Genomic DNA, 18,960 nt, shown 5'->3' with positions numbered 1-18,960 from the left:
TACCGGATTTCACGCTCAGCTGACTTCCTGATCCGCGCCCCGTTCCGTTGTCGTCATCTCTTCCCCGCCGGGCGGGAGAATCGGATGGCGGATCGTAATTTTGGTTCCCCTGCCTTCCTGGGTTTCGATCCGCAGCTGGTAATCAGGGCCAAAATAAATCTTCAGCCGTTCGTTCACATTGCGCAGTCCGACGCCCGATCTGCCTGCCATTTTTCGATTGCTGGCCGTATCGTTCAACTCCTTCAACACCTCTTCCGGAATTCCCTTACCGTTGTCGCTAATATCGATGACCAGATCCCGCTCTTCCACGCGGCCGGAGAGGATAACTTTGCCCTTCTCGAAGTTGCCGCGGATACTGTGCTGGATGGCATTTTCAACCAAAGGCTGCAGCAGCAGGCGCATGAATGTCATATCCAGCATCTCTTCGTCAAAAAAATACAGCACGCGCAGCGGCATGCCGATGCGGGCCTGCTCGATCTGCACGTAAGCCTTCACCTGCTCGATTTCGCGTCCGACGGTCGTAATATCCTTGCCTTGGTTCAAGCTGAGCCGCAGCAAATTCCCGAGCGCTGATACCATCTCCCCGATATCGTTGCGCCCGTGGTTTTCCGCTTTCCAGCGGATCGATTCCAGCGTGTTGTAGAGAAAATGCGGGTTGATCTGGTGACTGAGCACCTGAAATTCCAGCTCCCTTTTCGTTCGCTCGGCGCGCGTAGACTGCAGGATGAGATCTTCGATTTTCCGGACAATGCTGTCAAAGCCGCGGTACAGCCAGCCGATCTCGTCCTTGCGGTTCTGATGCGGAATAAGCATGCTGAAGTCCCCTTCCTCCAGCTTGCGCATCAGCCGGACCAACTGGAAAACGGGCTGGGTAAAATTCCGTGTGAGATAAATGACCACCCCAACGGCACAGAGCATATAAGCGATCAGAAAAAAGATCAGCAGTCTCTGCATCGCCGTAATGGGCTCCGTCAAAGCGTGCATCGGTGTCAGACTGACGATCGTCCAGGGCAGGCTGTCCATGCGGACGAAGGCGATCAAATTTTTCTCGTCATAAATGGACAGCGTCTCAACGCCCTCCTTACGGACATTCCGCATCGCCAGTAATTTGGGGGACGGCAGCTGCTCTCCGGTCCACTCACTTCCCGCCGAATCGTATACAATTTTTCCCGTTTCGTCGACGATCAGGAACTTCTGCCCCTGCAGCCGTTTGGTCGGCGAGAAGAACCGGCTGAAATGGTTATCCGCCAGATCGGCGACCACCAGCCCCCTCGGGGTTCGATTATGCAGGCTGGTGAACGTTTTGACATAGGAGAGCAGCGGACCGCGGTTCGGCCCTCCATCCACCGACAGATGCCAGATTGGGAGCGTACTGTTCGCCGCATTCTGAAACCAGTCTTCATTGCGGGTCGATGTCGTAACTTCGAGCGCCCTCAAATAGGTGGGGTAAGCCTCGGAATTCAGCGGATAGACGCGCAGCTGCAGGGCATCCATCTGCTTTTTCTTCTGGTACACAATGTTCAGGAGGTCCACCGAGGCCGACACTTCGTTCTGGCTGCTGGCCGGGGGCTGCTCGAGCAAATTTTGCAGCTGCTTGTCTCCGATCAGCTCGTTCATCTGGTCGTTTAATTTGGCCAAGTATGCCTCCAGATTGATCTTGGACTGCTCCAGGTAGCTCATGGAGAAGGTAGCATTGGCCTGCTGGATTCCTTCCACCGACTTCGTATGCGCGTAAGCCGAGAATAAAATGAACGGAACGATCGTAATCGCGAGAAAGATCAGAATCATCCGGTTCCGCAGCGAGGAGGCCAGCCGGAGAAAAGACCTAATCATCCAGAATCCCCTGCAAACGGCGGAATTCTTTGGGCGTAACGCCGACCAGCTTTTTGAACAGCTTTGTAAAATGGACCGGATCCTTGTACCCCACCTGATGGGAAACCTGATAAATTTTATATTTCGTGTCGCCCAGCATCTCTTTGGCCCTGGCAATCCGGACGTTCGTCAGCTCCTCGATGAAGGTGCGTCCCTTTTCCTTTTTGTACAGCTTGCTGAGCCAGATCGGCGTCACGTGAACGGCCGCGGCCACCGACTGCAGCGACAGATTTTCGGCGTAGCGGGTACGGATCATCTTTTCGGCCTCCTGGACGATCTGGCTGGAGGAGGTCGCCATTTTGCGGAAGTCTCCGGCCAGGGACAGCAGCCGGTTCTCCACCTGATCCTGAAGCGACTGCAGCGTGTCGTACTGCTCCAATTGCTCCCACAGGCCGATCGGGTCCTGCTCCCAGGAACGGTCGGGCCACCCGGCCGACGCGGCCGTACGATAGATCCCCATCAGCCATTTGAACAACTGCTGCTGGATATCTTTTACATTAGGCAGCTCCCACGATTTGACCATATCCTCAAAGTCGGCCATGGATTCCGAAATGTCGGCGTCCGTTCCGTACTTCACCAGGTCAAGCACCGCCCCCGGCTCCCGGATCGTCAGCCTGCCGGCCTCTGCGGCGCCTTCCTCTACGCTGCCGGTAAAGACCCGGTTGCCCCCGCAGACGACCTTCTGCTCCAGGGACTCGGTGCAGTCTACGTAGAGCTGATGCAGCTTGTTCAGCTCTTTGGGCGCGGGGCTGATCCCGATGCTGGCCTTGACCTTCACGAATTGGTTGATGCGCAGCAGACAGGTCTCGGCGACGGCATGGCATGAATCAAGCATTTCGGGATCAGGGCAGCCGATGACGGCCACCCACCGTTCGTGCGTATCCTTGAACAGGGCCGACGGCATGTTCAATTGCTCGGCAAGCGTATGGCCGACGACATTGCCGATGCCGAACAGGACAAGCTCCTTCTCATCCGGCATGCCTGGCCGGACGGGCAGGGCTCTTAAGTCGTCCCCTTCAATGGCCATCAGCAGCAGCGGTATCCGGCTCATCCAGTCCAGTCTCAACGACTGCAGGCGGTGGGAGATGCGGGTCTCGCGGTACGGATCGTATTCATTCTCCGCCATTTCGCGCAGCAGCTCCTCCTGAAGCTTCGGTTCCGCAAATTGTACCTGGTACGTGAGGCGGTCATGCGTTTGCTGCTGCAGCCGTTCCCGTTCAATCGCATCCACCGCTTTACGGACGATGCGCTCCAGTTCATCCAGTTTGATCGGCTTCAGGATATAGTCCATCGCGCCAAGCTGGATCGCCTGTTTGACCAGGCTGAAATCGTCGTAACCGCTGATCAGCACCGCTTTCCACAGGTAATCCGGTAAAGTATGCAGCTCTGCCAGAAACTCAAGCCCAGACATCCGGTTCATCTTGATGTCCGTCACGATCAGATTCGGCTGATGGTGACGGGCCAGTTGCAGTGCCTCATCCCCATCCGAAGCCGCCATGACGGCGTTAATGCCGTATTCATTCCAGGGGACCCGCTTGCGGAGCCCCTCGCGAATTTCAAATTCGTCGTCCACGATTAATACGCTGATCATAAAGGCATCCTCCCCTTGTCATGAATGTTGCTGCTGTGCCGCCAGGAATTGGTCGACCTGACGCTGCACTTCCCGGATAATCGTATCCAGCCCATTGCTTTTTTGCATCATACGGTAGTCCGACAGCGCCTCGGCTACATCCGGCACCATGCCGTACTCGATTGATTTGCCGTAGTCCTCATAGGTCTGATCGCGCTCTTCAAGCAGCGGACTGATCGACTGATCGTTCAGCAGCAATCCTTCCACGGGAGAATCCACATTCACGGGCAGATCCGCAAAGCGGGCTTCCTCCTTCCAGAAGTCCCCCGGGTACGTTTCAGTGGGGCGCAAAAATTGCGGTTTCCACAGCGCCCACTGTCCTCCCCAGTCCATGTAGTTGCTGGTGGAAAAGTTCAGGTTATCCGGGTACTTGACCTTCCCTCCGTCCAGCTCATAGGTTTTCCCCTGAATCCCGTACACGACAAGATCAAACAACCTCTCGTCCGTCTCCAGCATATCAAGAAACCGCAACACCAGCTCCGGGTGCTCGGCATTCCGGTTAATGGCCACGACATTTGCGATCGGGCTGCGGTTGACCGTTTTTTTGTCGGGATACAATAGCGACATCTGCTGCCGGTAGCTTGCATCGGCAAAACCCGGATCGGCTGCATAGGCCCACTCATGGGATGTGAGCGTGAACAGCATTTTCCCGTTGCGCCATTGATCCGCGGCGTCTTCGGTATCGATCTTTGAATCGGGATTCAGAATCCCGTCCTCGTACCATGCCTTGCTCATGAAGGCGGCATCCGCGTAAAAAGGCTGATCCTCGATCGCCTGTACCTTGTAATGAGGATCATTCAAATAGAATCCGAGGCCGTGGAAGCCCAAATCCACCCATTCGTCCCGTACCACATACAGGGGGAGCGCCGGGATCCGGCTCAGCTTCTGATTGGGATAGGCTTTCTTGAGATCGTGGAGAAGCGAATCGACATCCTCGGCGGTTCGTACCGATTCAGGTTCGCGGTAAATTCCCGCCTTCTCCGCCAGGTCCACCCGCCATCCGGCATAGGGCCGCTGATTCATCCTGATCGACCAGGGCAAGCCGACGATATCCCCGCCGATCGTGGCAGAGGGCAGGTTATGCTGCTGCCGGTAGCGTTCATACAGGTGGGGCGCATACACCGGAAGAAGATCGTTTAATCTCAAATAGGAACCCCGGGACGCCATTTGCTTGAATGAGCCTTCCGAATCGAAATTCAGGTCCCACCGGTCCCCCGCCGCCGCCATGACCAGCAGCTTCCCCGAATATTCCGGCCAGGGAATGAAATGGACGGAAAATTTGACGTTTAATCCTTTGGTTTTGACGTAATCGCTTACGGCCGCCCAAACTTCATCCGTCGCCGCCTTTTTCTCGCCGCCGAAATAAAACTTTAGCGTCGCTTCCGGCTCGCCGGACGAAGCGGTCGCATCGCCGAAAAGAGAGGGACCGTCCATGCGGACATCGCCGCCGGCCGCGCAGCCCGCCAGTCCGGATGCCAGTGTGATGCACAGCAGACAGGCGACGAACCATCCCGGAATTCGGCAAAAGGACATGGCTACTCTTCCTTTCCGCATCTATTTTGTAAACGTTTTCACAAAAGAGTCCAATTGTATGGTGCGGTTCTCTCTTCGATCTACAAAGATTAATATAAACGAAGTGCTGTAAATGGACAATGGGACGATATTAAACAATCCCGTCATATATTGGCCGATATATCCGCCCACGGCAAATAGCCCCACAAAGCGGGGCGATTGCTCTATTATAACTTCAAAAAGAAAGCTGCCGGACTGATGTCTGCCCGGCAGCCTTCCCTCACTTATTGCTTCAAGGCGGCTCTCACTTCCTGCGTCTTCTTGTTCCATGTCTCCGTTTCCGGAATGATGTCGTTGATATCCCGGTCGCCGAAGATAATGTCGTTCAAGATGTTGTTATAGTTGTAGTCGTTCCATCCCGGCACGGTCAGGCCGGATTGGATCTTGGCGTTCTTTTGGGCGATCTTGACCGCTTCGATATTTTTGCCCTGCCAGATCGGAGCCTGATCGTAGTAGCTCGTCAGCTCGGGATCGATGACGGAAGCATTGGCTCCCTGATCGATTTTCCACTTTTGGGCTTCCGGCGTGAATTGGAAGCTGAGCCACAGGAAGGCTTCCTCCTTATGCTTCGAACCCGACAGAAGCGCCAGCGGTCCATAAATCGAATACCCGGGCTGGCTGACCTTGCCTTTCGGGAACGGAAGAACGTCCCAGTCGAATGTCGCTTTTTCCTTCAGGGTTGGCAGAACCCAGTCGCCGCCGATGGCGAATGCCGTTTTTCCGTTGATGAAATCCTTCGTCACGTTGCCGCCTTCTTCTGCGGCTGCGTTGCTCTGCATGGACCCGTCCTTCGTGACCAGCTCCTGGAACCATTTCACGTCGTTCATGACGTCCGGTGTGCTGAGCATGCTCTGGGTCAGGTCTTCGTTCATGTATTGATGATTCGCCGCATGGCCGTCGGCAATCGCTTTAGAGGATAGCAGGCGCATTTGGATTTCGGGCTGCGTCGTAATGCCGTACTCGCCGGCGCCCGGGTCGGTCACCTGCTTGGCGATGCTGCGGAAGTCGTCGTAACTCCAGTCGTTTGCCGGCATATCCACGCCGTGTTTGGCCAGCAGATCCTTGTTCACCAGCACCCACATCGGGACGTCAACCATCGGCACGGCAAGCTTCTTGTTGTTGAACATCATCGTCTCGAAGAAGCCGTCGGGGAATTTGGCGTTCTTGAAAATATCGCTCTTCTCGATGTAAGGCGTCAAATCCTCGATGAGATTGTTCTGCTCGAAGGTGATCAGATCGCTGTCGATCTCGGTCACGTCGGCAGGCGTGCCCGCCGCTTCCAGCGATGCGATGATTTCCATGATCGGCTGCGAATTGGTCACCGGTACCTGCTCAATGGTGATCCAGGGGTATTTCTGATGAAACAAGCCGTACAGCTCGTCATAGGTCCCGTTCTTCCAGGAAATGAATTTGAGCGTAACCGGATCATGCTTTTCCTCTGCAGCCGGCTGGTTTGATGTTGGCGCAGGTGCAGGTTCATTGCTTGTTCCGGACGATGAAGCGCTGTCATTATTGCTGCTGCTGCACCCAGCAAGGGTGAAGGTCATGAGCATGACCATCGATAAAATGGATGACGCGATGCGTTTTCTTTTCAATCCTTATTCCTCCCCAATTTGATTTCATCGGATGCTGACGATACCCCTTTGTTCCCAAGCTATACCTGCTAGGTCGGCATTCCCCCTTTCAATGCTTCCGGCAGAACGGCATGCCAAGGCTTATTCCACAATCCCCGTCCGTTCGATGCCGGTAATGAACCAGCGCTGCAGAAACATGAAGATCACGAGCGGCGGAAGGATGATCAAGAAGGCGGCGCCCATTTTGGTGCCTTCGGTCACCGGATTGCTGACCAGGTCTTTGCTGCCGAGCAGCGACGGGTTCAGCACGTCCTCCAGCTGGTCCAGCCGGATGGAGAGCGGCGTGAAGCCCTTGGCCAGGAACATTGAAGGCTCATAGTACATGTTCCAGTACCAGATGAACGAGAACAGAAAGACAACCAGACATGCCGATTGGGCAAGCGGCAGCATGATCCGGAAATACAGCCGGGCAGCGGAAGCGCCGTCCAGTTTGGCGGCCTCCTCCAGGCTGGGCGGCTGCGCCCTAAAGAACTGGCGGAAAATAAGGATAAACAGTGCTCCCTTGAGCCCCTGCCCGAAAATCGCCGGTACGAGGAAGACGAACAGCGTGTTGAGCAGGCCCAGCTTGCTGAAGATCACATACAGCGGAATAATGATCACCTGCGGCGGGATCAGAAACGTCAGCAGCACCAGCGCCGTGATCAGCCCTTTAAACGGAACGGCCAGCCGGGCGAGCGCATAGCCGGTCATCGAACAAATCAGCACCTGGACTATCGAGCAGCTCAGGGCGATAAGGGCGGTGTTCCGGAGGGCTTCCGGATACTGCAGCCCTTTGTAGGCTTTGGTCAGGTTCTCCCAGGTAACGACCCGAGGAATCCATTTGACGCTGGGATCCAGCAAATCGCTGACCGTCTTAAGCATCGTGCTGATCATATAGAGCAGCGGCTGCAAATACAGATAGGCCACGATGGACAGCAGTACATAAATGACCATTTTCGCCAGGAGACCGTCCGACAGATTCCTGCCCAGCATGACCATCTTGTACTTCTGCGCCTTTCGGCTCCACAAGAAGCTCATGGCGTAATTTCTGGCCCTTTGAACCCATGGTTCCGAATTCATGGTCTTCCTCCCTTGAGCCGCATGCTGCGGCTGAATAGTCCCGTCACGAGGGCGAGCAGGACAAAAATAAAGCCGAAATAAATCCAAGCGAGCGCACTGGCGTAGCCATATCCGGTGTCGACCTTGAACATGTTGTCCTTAATGTGCTTCAGGACCGGATTCAGCGGAAAGGTGAACAGGTCGATGATGGTATAGAGCACGTTCAGGCTGATAAACGGAACGCTGGCCGGAAGCGTAATCTTCCAGAAGCTCTCCCATGGAGAAGCGCCGTCGATGCGCACCGCTTCGTAAATTGACGGGGAAATGGTCTGAAAGCCCGCGATGAAGATCAGGATTTGCACGCCCGAGTACCAGAGGATAAGAACGACGCGACCAAGCACTTCCATGACCGTCTTGGCCAATTCTCCCCCGACATACTGCCGGACGACAGGCTCCAGATTGTACTGGTCCAGAAACGGGATATCGCCGGCGCCCTGCGTAAACAGCTCGGACAGCACCTGCCCCGTCGCAAAGATGACCGGCAGGAAGAACAGCGCCCGGTACACGAACCGTCCGGGGAACCGCTGGTTCAGCAGCAGGGAAATCAGCAGGGCGAAGATGACGATAATCGGCACCATCAGGATCATTTCCTGAAAGTAGGTGATCAGCTCGATCGGAAACACATTGTCCTTGAGAAAGGCATCGCGGTAATTTTGCAGACCAAGCCACGTATATTTGAATCCCCCCGGCACCACCGCGACCTTGTGCAGGGACATGAACATGGACCAGCCGATCGGAATCGCCACAAACACGCAGAACCCGATGATCCAGGGGAGCATAAACAGCAGTCCGACGCCGTATCGCTTCAGATGATATTGGGCCGCTTTTCGTTTCAAATCCGGAACGCTGCTCATTTCCCCGCTCCTTTCTCCACGGTAAAGTTCTTGACTCCGTAATCCACGATCACCCTCGTGCCGTCCTCATAAGTGGTGGCATATTTCTGGCCGGACAGCTTTTCATGACCGATGATCCGCATGGAATACAGCTGGCTCAGTGAATCGAACTTCGCGTATTCCTCCTCGATCCTTCGCTCCCATTTATCGAAACGGCTGCTGTACAAAAAGTTCGAGGGAGTGTCCTTCAGCTTGCGGGAATCGTCATGGGTCACAAAGAACGAGGGCAGCGCCCCGTATTCGATTGCCCGCAACAATTCGGCATCCTCATCGTCGCGAAGATTGCCATCCCCGAACGTGTAAGGAACGAAGCCATGCAGCACGATCGGGTAAAAGGGAACCGTCTCGTCGATCATGAAATCATAGCTCGATTCGGACGGCAGCCCGTCAATGTAATCCGTTTGTCCGAGTGCATAAGCATCCCCCTGGTTGACCGAGGCGCTTCCCAGTGTATCCCGGGTATACTTCAGCAGTCCGTCGTATACGGTTTTCGCATATTCCCGGGTTTGGATGCCGGAAGGCTCGTAATCATTGAGCAGCATCTCGCCGATCCCGCTGAAATGGATGCCGTTAACTCCAAGTCTCTTCAGCCTGTTTACCGTATCTGCCGCCGTTACCGCCGTATAGGCGGGCTTGGCGATATACCAGCCGTCGTCGACATAGGCGGTTCCGTCAATCCCCCGGATGGCGTCCGTCTTGCCGGAAAAGGAGGAATGGCCGTCGACCCAGAGGAAGTCCTCGCTGAAGCTGACAGGGACGCCCCGCTCCTTCATCCCGGAAATGAAGGTCTTTGCGGCCGGTTCGCCGCCAAGCGCCGGATCGATCGGAAACCGCTTCTCCATGTTGTAGTCGCCTTCATTTTGCCAACCGTAGAAAATGGTGCGTAACGAAGCAACGCCCTTGCTCTGCAAGGTGCTGACGATATCACTTGCCTGCTCGAAGGTCGTGGCGGCCACATACCGGATTCGGCCAAAGGCCTTTTCATAATTGCCGCCCATGATTTTCAGGTACAGCGGCACATGATCCACCGGCTTCAGCGCCTCGGTAAGACGGCCGGTCTCCTGCAGATAGCTCCGGTAAGCTCCCGCCATACCGACATAATCCGCGTCCGCACCGTTCAGGAACCGGTATTCCACCTCCCGGTCCCGGTTCAGCCGTTCCTTCTGAACGGCCTTGCTCGGCGCGGCCAGCCGGCTCATCCGGTAGAGATATTCTTCGCGATAGATTTGACTGGAAAATACCTGGTAGAACGAAGACTTGAGTCCGGGCGCCATGGCGGATACGTTGGCGGAATCCTCCCCCTTGGTCATGACGGCCAGAAAGGCATGGTCGCCCTTTTTCAACCCGAACACAGGGTAAGCGATGTCTTCCCTCCGTTCTCCCGTGCGCGTCCAATTCTCCTCATTCGTTACCTCTTTGCCGTAAACCTGATGCGAGTAGCCTCGGGTAAGGCTCGCATGCTCCTGATCGAAGCGGATGAGTCCTCCAGGGCCGTCGGGAACGAACACATAACCATTCTCTTTGGCGGGTGCGGCTCCAAAATAAGGCAGCACGTCGAGCGAGAACAGCGCAGACGCTCCTTCCTCCCGAATGCCGGCCGCAGGTACCTTGACCGTGAGGCCGCTATCCGTCAGCTCATACTGCATGACAAACCCCAGCTGTTTGGCGGGAAACGAGTATTCGATTTGCAGCCCCTCCGTCTTGCGGACCATGGCCGTTTGCATGCCGGCCGTCTGGTTGCTCAGCGTCTCCCTGACCGTCTGATCGGCTCCCTGCGTCCGGACATGGGTCAGAAGAAAAGGCGATTGCAGGTTGGCCAGCAGCTGTCCTTTGACCGTTTCACCGGCCAGCTCCTCCTTGGTCGGATTGCTGGACCAGCGGTAGCCGGATGCTTTATCCAGCACGGCGATCTGGGTGTTATCCGGGCGGACGTACAGTGCATAATGTTCGTTCTCCAGCGCCAGTGCATAACCGTCAGCCCCTGCGGCCGGTTTCCAGGGATCGCCCTCATACAGGGCGTCCGGCGTTGGAAGGTCCGCGGCGATACCCGTATGGGAGAAGCGTTCGGCCGTCGTTTGCTCCCAAGGCTTGAACACCAGCAGCAGAAGCACGATCAGAAGGGCCAGTACGATGGCGGCAGGCCATTTTGCTTGGCGGAATCGTCGTTTGGCAGCGTTAATGATAGATGTTCACCTCTTTGTAAAGCTCATAGAAAAAGTCATACAGGTTATAGGACAATCCGAAAATGATGAAGCCGAACATCCAGATGGTCAGAATCGCAAACACCGAGATAGCCGAGTTTTTCAGCGTCTCCAGGAAATCGAAGTTGTGGATGACCTGCGTCATGACGATGAACATGGCCAGCAGCCATACGGTCATGATCGTGTTCAAGGCATGAATGATGACCACCTCATCCAGCGATGCGATGTTGGACAGCAGGATTGTCGGGACCGAAAAGAACACATAGGGCGACAGCGCATAGACGCTGCCCTGAATGACTTCACGAAACCGGCCCTCCCCGTCCTTGATGCTGCAGACCAGGTAATTGGCGATGATCCAGGTGACCCATGGCAGGGCAAACAGACCGAGTTCCTTCATCAGATTGACTTCCGACAGGTCGACAGGATGGAACAAAAATCCGGTGAAATAAACTCTGCACAGCTTGATGCCTATGACAAGGAGCAGCAGGGAGATCGTGATCCAGGCGGGAATCCTGGCCTCCTTGATTTTGTAGAATCCCTCGTAGGGATGAATCAGGACATAGCCCAAATTACGGATGTACGCCAGCGGTTCCTTCCAGGATGCCGGCAGCGGACGCTTGCGCAGGAACCAGCGAATGAGACGATAGCCGAAGTAAACGGCAAGCATCACCGCGGCCAGTCCGGCTACCAGGGCGACAAAATGGCGCTGAAGCCATTCCATCCGGATCTGCCAAAAGGCCTTCGAATAGCCGTCGGTATCGAAAGCGGCTTTCATGTAGCTCAAGGCTTCGTCATTGCGGTCCTCGTGCAAAAACACTTTGCCCAAGCCTTGAAAGGTCCCGTTGTACATATCGTTGCGGGCATAGACTGCCTCCCAGTACGGCTTGCTCTCTTCGTATTTCCCGTCGGCATACAGCGCGAGCGCCTGAAGTGCGCTGCTGCCGAAGGCGGTACGGACATATTTGTGGACCGTATTCGTACCGCTGTCGGATATCCAGATCGCGTGTTCCGAGTCGATGCCGATCCCGGTCGGGTAACCGAGCACGCCGTACTGCTGCGTTTCCTTATCGATGTCACCGAACTCGAACATGGCCTCGCCGCTGCGGTCATAGAGATTGATGCTCATGGAATCGAGGTCGATATTGTACAGGAAGCCTTCCGGATCAATAGCAACGTCGACGATGCCGTGTCCGTTCACCAGCGTCTTGTTCTTAAAAGCGTCCACCCCGCCCGCGTTCAGCTTGCGGATCGCTCCCTTTCCTTCCCCGCCGGCGGTGGCCGTGTACACAAATCCGTCCGGATCGATCGCCACATTCGTAATCGGCTTGGGAAGCGCGCCCTTTTCTTTGGACAGCTGCTCCTTGTTCAGCACCAGCTTCTTCAGCCAGTTCAGCATCGACTGATCCGCCTTGTTCGCACCGAAATAGCCCATGAATTCGCCTTTCGGATTCAGCCGGACCAGTCCCTGATACGAGGAGTTCAGCTGAATGTACATCACGCCGCGCCGGTCCACGACAAGCTTGACGGGAACAAAATGCTCCGAGCCGAGCAGCGGGGTATCCGGTTTCTTGTACTCCTTCTGGAACTGTCCGCTCCCGTCAAACACGGCAATCCGCTGATTTCCGGAGTCCGCCACGTATACCTCGTTGTCCGAAGTGACGTATACGCCTTCCGGTCCCGAGAGCTGGCCTTTGCCTTCGGCGTCGCCGATCGTCCGGAGCAGCGTGCCGTCCGGATTCAGCACCGCAATGCGGTCCTTCTTCTTGTCGGCGATATAGACCCGGTCGTCGGCGGCGATATCGAGATCGGCCGGCTCCCCGAAATCGGCGGAAATGGCCCCGGCCGGACGGTAGATCGGCTGGATGCGGAACCAGGACGACTGGTTCGGGTCATAGTAGGATGTCATGTATGGAGGTTTGGCCATGGCGGTACCCGGCAGGGACGTCAAGACGGCCATAAAGACTAGCAGTAATGGAAACCATTTTTTCATCGTTCCGACTTCCTTTGCTGATGACATTACTTGATACCGGAATGGACCATCGTCTCAAGCACTCTTCGCTGAAAGAGCAGGAAAATGATCAGATTCGGAATGAAAATAAGCAGCCCGGCTGCCGCCGCCATGTTCTGGCCCGCCACGTTGTTCTGTAAACCGCTCAGCAGGCTGTTGACGTAGAAAGCGAGCGTCCGCATCGTTTCCTTTTGCATGAACAGGGTCGAAGTCTCCACGTCTCCCCATACGCCCTGGAACGTCAAAATCGAGATGGTCGCGATCGCCGGGACGGACAGGGGCAGGATCATGCGCACGAAGATGCCGACATGACCCGCGCCGTCGATCCGGGCCGCCTCCATCAAATCGCTCGGAATTTGCGAGATGAAGCCGACAAGCATAAACACCGCGACGGGCGATGCCAGCGACGGCAGGATGTGCCCGAGATACGTATTGTTCAGCCCGATGCCGTTGATGACGAGATATCTCGGAATGGATACCGTTTCGGGCGCGAACATCAAGGATAAGGTAATTAGCGACATGATGAGCTGTTTGAAATGGAATTGGTATTTGGCCAGAACATAAGCCGCCATCGTACTGACCACCACGACGCTGACCAGCGTCAGCGAAACGACGATCAGGCTGTTGAACAAATACCGCGTGAACGGCACCGTCGCATTGGACGCATGCAGAAAGAGCGTTTCGAAATTGTGCAGGGTCGGATGCCGGACGAAAAACTGCGGCGGAAACAGGAACAGCTCGTTTTGCGGCTTAAACGCATGGTTGAAGATGAAGACGATCGGCAGCGACATGAACAAGGCCAAGGCGGTAAAAAGCGTGATCAAAATGACCTGAAACGGCGACGCCGTGCGGAGCCGGCGCAATTTGGGCATCATGGGCTTACAGTTCCTCCTTCGAGTTAAACATCCGGTAGGCAAACCTCATCACGAAGTAACTGAGGAGCAGCAGAATGACCGACACCGCTGAAGCATAGCCCAGTTCGAACCGGATGAACGCGTAATCGTCGACATGGTTGATGATGAGGTGCCCCGCATACTGCGGGGTAATCGCCATCCCGGTCAGCTGGGTTGAAATGCTGCCGGCTTTCAGGGTCGAAACGATCGTCATGACGGCGCTGAACAGCATTTGCGGTTTCATGGACGGCACGGTAATGTAGAACACTTCCTGCAGCCGGTTCGATATGCCGTCGATCCGTCCAGCTTCATACAGCTCCCGGTTGACCGTCTGCAGACCCGCCAGCATCGCCAGAAATCCTACGCTGAAACTCATCCAGAGGGATACCAGAATCATGATGTTCAGCAGGTACTTCGGATCCTGCAGCCAAGTTACCGGGGAATCGATCCAGCCCATATTCAGCAGGAAGTTGTTCAAATAGCCGACGCGGTCGCCGCTGAATGCGGCAATCCAGACAACCGTCAGCGCCACGCCGCCCGCCATCGACGGCGCATAGAACACCAGCGTGTAATAATCGCGCACCTTTATCGGCAGCTGATGAATGAGCCAGGCAAACAGGAAAGACAGCAGGTATCCGCCCGGCCCGACGATCAGCGCGAACACGAACGTGTTCGGAAGTGCCTTGGTCAGAAAGATAATGTCCTGCGTAAACAGCGCGATAAAGTTGTCAAAGCCGATAAAATGCAGCTTGCTGAATCCGTCGTAGGACGTGAAACTGAGCGTCGCGGCCATCACGACCGGAATGACGATAAAGACGAGAAAGCAGATGAGAAAAGGAGCCAGGAACGCGTAGCAGAAGGCATCCTTCTTCAAATCCAGCACAAACCGTTTCAGCTTGACCGCTACCGGGGATGGCGGCTTCGCGGCGGGCAAAGCGGGCGTAATTTCTGGTTTCACGGCTTAGCCTCCTCCCAGTTAAAAGGTTCGGTAATCTGCGGCACGTGCAAGTTTCCTCCCGCGATGCCGAAGTTTCGCTGCCTGCGGTCCATCTCCCGCTGCAGCGACAGGCTGGCCTCTTCCAGCGATTCGCTCGCCGGCACGCCGTCAAATACCGTCTTGTTCCAGGCGAAGTCCATTTCACGGGCCAGGAAGTAGTACCCTGGAACATTGGGCAGATTCGCCGCCCAGCGGGCCTGTTCCCGGATCGCTTTCAGGTCTTCGGACGGCCAGCTCAGCGACTTCATCGCCTCAACATTGGCCGTGTTCCAACGGTACTCGATGCCGTAGTACGACTCCATATCCCCGGCATACCTCGACTGGACATCCACGGAAGTCCACCATTTCAGAAACTGCCAGGCCGCATCCTTTTTGTCGCTCTTCTTCATGATCATGGCCGTGGACAGGCCTTGCGGCGACCAGCGGGCCACTTGACCGTCCGGCTGCTTGATCCCCGGCAGGGGCGCGACTTTCCAGTGCCCCGTGATCTCAGGCGCAGCCACCTGCAGCTGCACGTACGTGTTGAAATCGGATATGCCGATCGGGATATCCCCGTCGCGGAAATGCTGGAAGAAAGCCGGTATGTCGATCGGCAGGTTGAATTTGGTGTACAGCTGCGTCCACTGCTTGAACGCCTTTTGCCCCGAATCACTGAACAGGCTGGACTTCAGCCCGTCAGGCGTATACGGCGATGCGCCATTTTCGAGAAAGAGAGTGGCGAAATCCGCCTTCGGAACATTCATCGTCATGCCGTTCTCCTGCAGCGTCGGCAGGATGTCAAACACGTCATCCCAAGTGTCCGGCGCCTTCAAGCCCAGGCTCTCGAAAATATCCGAGCGGTAAAACAGCAGCTGGAAGTTCTGCACCTCCGGCAAGCCGTAAGTGCCGCCGTTGTAAGTCAGAGCTCTTGATGCGCCCGGGATGAACCGTTTCATGACATCGGCGAATCCCGGATAGGAGGACAGATCCTGGACGGCGTCCCGCATCGCATAATCGGCCGGTGTGGCCTCTGCCAGCCCGAGCGCCACGTCGGGCACGTCGCCGGCGGCATTGCCCAGAATCAGCATGTTGGGATTCGGCATGAGATTGATGTTGACCTGAATCCCCGTTTTCGGCGTGAAATCCTGGCTCACCAGCTCCCGCAGCTCATCGACGTAATCGCGGCCGCGGCCGACCCAGATTTCCAGCGCCCCGTCCTTCTTCTCCCCGTCCAGGTCGTAATCCATCGTAAAGGAACGGGCGAAATCGGCGATGGAATACGGAATCCGGGAGAACGCCGTAGGCTCTTTGAGGCCGGTTTTGGCGTCCGGCGTCCGTACCACGAAATAATCGAGCATCAGCGGCTGCTGGGTCAGTGTGGACATCCATGTGCCGATGTTGGCCTGGATCGTGGAGAAATCGTTCACCTTGTTCGGAACGTTGTTGACGTCGGCCGCCATCTCTTCCAGCATGCTCACCGCTGAAGCGATCGCTTGCGACAGGTCGGAGCTGCCTTCATTAACGCGGTTAATGTAGTCCCGGATCAGCTTCAGGCGATCGATCAAGGATTGAAGCGTTTTGCCCGCATTGGGATCGTATTTATTCATGTCCCAGGTGCGGCTGGCATCCAGGTTGGCATCCGAGGCGCTTTTGCTGTAATTGCCGGTGATGAGCCGGATATGGCGGTCGAAACCCGATATTTGCGTAAGGGTATCCTTCAGGGCGATCAGGATCGGCTGCATCGTGCTTGAATCGGCCGTCATTCGCATCGTGTGGGTCCCTTTATTCAGATAAAATTGATAGGGCCTACCTTCCGCATCCGATATCGCCGAGATTTCGAATTCCTTGTGATACGCCAGGCCGTAATGAAGCAGTTCCTCGAACGGGACCTTTCCATCGATTTCGATCGTCCGATAGGCTTTGAACCCGGATCTGTAGTTTTGGAAGTTTTTCAGATCGATGACGTACCAGCCGTCGGCAGGAACCTCAAAGCTCCACTCCACCCACTCGCCCGGCTGCTTCCAGCGGTTCCCTCCGAGCACGTTATAAGTGATACGTCCCTTGGGGTCCGGAGAAATGTATGGCTCCGACCAGCGGTCCGTCTGAATGGACAGGCTCGACTTGCGCTGGAACTGCTCGGCCTCCGTCTGCTTGAACCAGCTCTCTTGGGCGTTCACGGAGGGCTGCTGTTTGACGTATTCCGCATAGGCCGCGATCGGCTCCTGGGTCTGGAAATAGATATCCCGGATCGCGACCGCTCCCCTCTCTCCGGTTATTCTCAGCGTGTGCTGGCCGGGCTCAAGCCGGTACAGAAGCGGCCGGGAAGAAGCCGAATAATCGCTTGCCGCCTTATCCGTCCATTCCGGCAGCTCAGTCTGCTGGGGACGGACCTGCATCCCGATTTCGTTGACTTCGTACGGATATTTCGCGTCCTTCCACATCCGTTCCAGCTCGATGCGCTCCGATTCTGCGAAAGGGTACTTTCCGTCGATCATGGCCCCGCGGATCACGGAGCTGCCGCTGCCCGGCAGCGCCTTATAGTCCAAATGGAGCTCATACCAGCCGGCCTCGGGGACCGTAAAGGTCCACTCCACCCAGCCGGATTCGTTGCTCCAGCTCAGCATGCTTCGTCCGCTCTCGGTCTCCTTGGCCAGGTCCGCATCGGTCGATGCCGCCTTGTAATGAACCGGATCGAGCCGAATGGCCGTCTCGCCCGCAACGGCATATTCGCCTTCCTGTCCCTTCATGAGCTGGGCGTATGGGGGCTCGCCTTCCTTGCTTGCCAAATCAAGCAGGTCGGCGGCGGTGACGCTGGTGGAGTAAACCACAGGCTCATCGGCCGACAGCCAGCGGACGAGTCCGAACAGAAGTGCGGCAATGATCAGCAGTCTCAGGGAAATGCGCGCGAAGCGGGGCAAGGTGCGTTTCTTCATGCCTCACCTCTCCCCACCGATTCCTCCGTACTTTCATCGAAAACGTGGATTTTGTGCATCTGCATGCCTACGGAGACCACGTCTCCGGCAGCGTACATCTGTTCAGGATCGGTACGGGCGATCAATTGATAGGAGCCGATTTGCACGTAAACATAACAATCCGCGCCGGTAGCTTCCGTCATTTGCACAAGCCCGGTAATGAAGCCGGCTTCCTCCGTGCTGCCGCGCTTCAGGATGACGTGTTCCGGCCGCACGCCCAAGATGACGCTGCGAACGGTTTTGGGGGCCCGCTCCAAATTTCCGCCTAAGGCCTCAGGCAGGAGCAGCCTCATCCGTTTGTTGGAAAAATAGAAGTCTCCGTCGTTTTTCTCGATCGTGCCGTTCAAAAAGTTCATTTGGGGCGAACCGATGAATCCGGCGACAAAAACATTGGCCGGTTCGTCATACAGCTTGCGTGGCGCGGCCACCTGCTGAATGACCCCGTCCTTCATCACCACGATCCTTGTGCCCATCGTCATGGCTTCCACCTGGTCGTGGGTGACATATACCGTCGTCCGTTTCAGGTCGCTCTGCAGCTTGATCAGCTCGGCCCGGGTCTGCGCGCGCAGCTTGGCATCGAGATTGGACAGCGGTTCGTCCATCAGAAACACCTGGGGCTCGCGGGCGATCGCCCTGCCGAGCGCGACCCGCTGCTTCTGGCCGCCGGACAGCTGACTCGGCTTGCGGTCCAGCAGATGGGCGATTTCCAGGATGGACGCCACCCGCTTAACGCGCACATCGATTTCATGCTTCGCCGTCTTGCGGAGCTTGAGGCCAAGGGCGATATTTTCATAAACGGACAGATTGGGATACAGGGCATAATTCTGAAAAACCATCGCGATGTCGCGATCCTTGGGGGAGACGTAGTTGATAAACCTGCCGTCCAAATACAGCTCGCCGCTGCTGATCTCCTCAAGCCCCGCCAGCATGCGCAGCGTCGTCGATTTGCCGCAGCCGGATGGGCCGACCAGGACAAGAAATTCCCCTTCATCAATGGACAAATGGAAGTCGTTCACGGCGGGGCGGGATTCGCCCTTGTACCGTTTAAATACATGATTAAATGTGATGCTTCCCACCGTTCTCACCTCACGCTATCTAACTGCCGTTTCTACCTCAATGGTAGCGCATTCAAGATAGGGTCAAAATGAGGCGGAATTAATGTTTGCAGTCCATTTTTAACGTGTCCTTCGTTTTGGGCTGCTGGCAGGTCT

General features: G+C 56.1%; 12 protein-coding genes. All 12 read right to left on the bottom strand.

Annotated features, from left to right (window positions below):
- Positions 1 to 15: 15 nt before the first annotated feature.
- Positions 16 to 1,833 (bottom strand): cache domain-containing sensor histidine kinase, encoded by a 1,818-nt coding sequence (locus FHS19_RS24780; protein WP_183584436.1) that lies wholly within the window; start codon positions 1,831 to 1,833, stop codon positions 16 to 18.
- Complete coding sequence (locus FHS19_RS24775) at positions 1,826 to 3,463, bottom strand: response regulator transcription factor (RefSeq protein ID WP_183584435.1); 1,638 nt, start codon at positions 3,461 to 3,463, stop codon at positions 1,826 to 1,828. Before FHS19_RS24775 ends, FHS19_RS24780 begins: the two co-directional genes overlap by 8 nt.
- Positions 3,464 to 3,481: 18 nt before the next feature.
- Positions 3,482 to 5,035 carry an extracellular solute-binding protein gene (locus FHS19_RS24770; RefSeq protein ID WP_183584434.1) on the bottom strand — a complete coding sequence of 518 codons (1,554 nt, stop codon included), beginning with the start codon at positions 5,033 to 5,035 and terminating at the stop codon, positions 3,482 to 3,484.
- Positions 5,036 to 5,298: 263 nt separating this feature from the next.
- Positions 5,299 to 6,669 carry an ABC transporter substrate-binding protein gene (locus FHS19_RS24765; protein ID WP_183584433.1) on the bottom strand — a complete coding sequence of 457 codons (1,371 nt, stop codon included), beginning with the start codon at positions 6,667 to 6,669 and terminating at the stop codon, positions 5,299 to 5,301.
- A 120-nt stretch (positions 6,670 to 6,789) separates the two neighbouring features.
- A complete protein-coding gene (locus tag FHS19_RS24760) occupies positions 6,790 to 7,767 on the bottom strand; it encodes a carbohydrate ABC transporter permease (RefSeq protein WP_183584432.1) in 978 nt (325 codons plus the stop codon).
- Positions 7,764 to 8,660 carry a carbohydrate ABC transporter permease gene (locus FHS19_RS24755; protein WP_183584431.1) on the bottom strand — a complete coding sequence of 299 codons (897 nt, stop codon included), beginning with the start codon at positions 8,658 to 8,660 and terminating at the stop codon, positions 7,764 to 7,766. The genes FHS19_RS24760 and FHS19_RS24755 overlap by 4 nt, the downstream gene beginning before the upstream one ends.
- Complete coding sequence (locus tag FHS19_RS24750) at positions 8,657 to 10,810, bottom strand: DUF5696 domain-containing protein (RefSeq protein ID WP_183584430.1); 2,154 nt, start codon at positions 10,808 to 10,810, stop codon at positions 8,657 to 8,659. Before FHS19_RS24750 ends, FHS19_RS24755 begins: the two co-directional genes overlap by 4 nt.
- A gap of 64 nt (positions 10,811 to 10,874) precedes the next feature.
- Positions 10,875 to 12,890 (bottom strand): YIP1 family protein, encoded by a 2,016-nt coding sequence (locus FHS19_RS24745; RefSeq protein ID WP_183584429.1) that lies wholly within the window; start codon positions 12,888 to 12,890, stop codon positions 10,875 to 10,877.
- 26 nt (positions 12,891 to 12,916) lie between these two features.
- A complete protein-coding gene (locus FHS19_RS24740) occupies positions 12,917 to 13,783 on the bottom strand; it encodes a carbohydrate ABC transporter permease (protein WP_183584428.1) in 867 nt (288 codons plus the stop codon).
- Positions 13,784 to 13,787: 4 nt separating this feature from the next.
- The gene (locus FHS19_RS24735; RefSeq protein WP_312887325.1) at positions 13,788 to 14,759 is read right to left on the bottom strand and encodes a carbohydrate ABC transporter permease; all 972 of its coding nucleotides are present in this window, start codon (positions 14,757 to 14,759) and stop codon (positions 13,788 to 13,790) included.
- A complete protein-coding gene (locus FHS19_RS24730) occupies positions 14,756 to 17,710 on the bottom strand; it encodes an extracellular solute-binding protein (protein ID WP_183584427.1) in 2,955 nt (984 codons plus the stop codon). The genes FHS19_RS24735 and FHS19_RS24730 overlap by 4 nt, the downstream gene beginning before the upstream one ends.
- Entirely contained in the window at positions 17,707 to 18,825 is a 1,119-nt protein-coding gene (locus tag FHS19_RS24725; protein WP_183584426.1) for an ABC transporter ATP-binding protein, read from the bottom strand. Before FHS19_RS24725 ends, FHS19_RS24730 begins: the two co-directional genes overlap by 4 nt.
- Between the last annotated feature and the right edge of the window lie 135 nt (positions 18,826 to 18,960).

Source organism: Paenibacillus rhizosphaerae, assembly GCF_014192015.1.
In the GTDB taxonomy this organism is placed as follows: domain Bacteria; phylum Bacillota; class Bacilli; order Paenibacillales; family Paenibacillaceae; genus Paenibacillus_AQ; species Paenibacillus_AQ rhizosphaerae.
The sequence above is the reverse complement of the archived record's forward strand: the minus strand, read 5'-3'. Positions and strand labels throughout refer to the sequence as shown.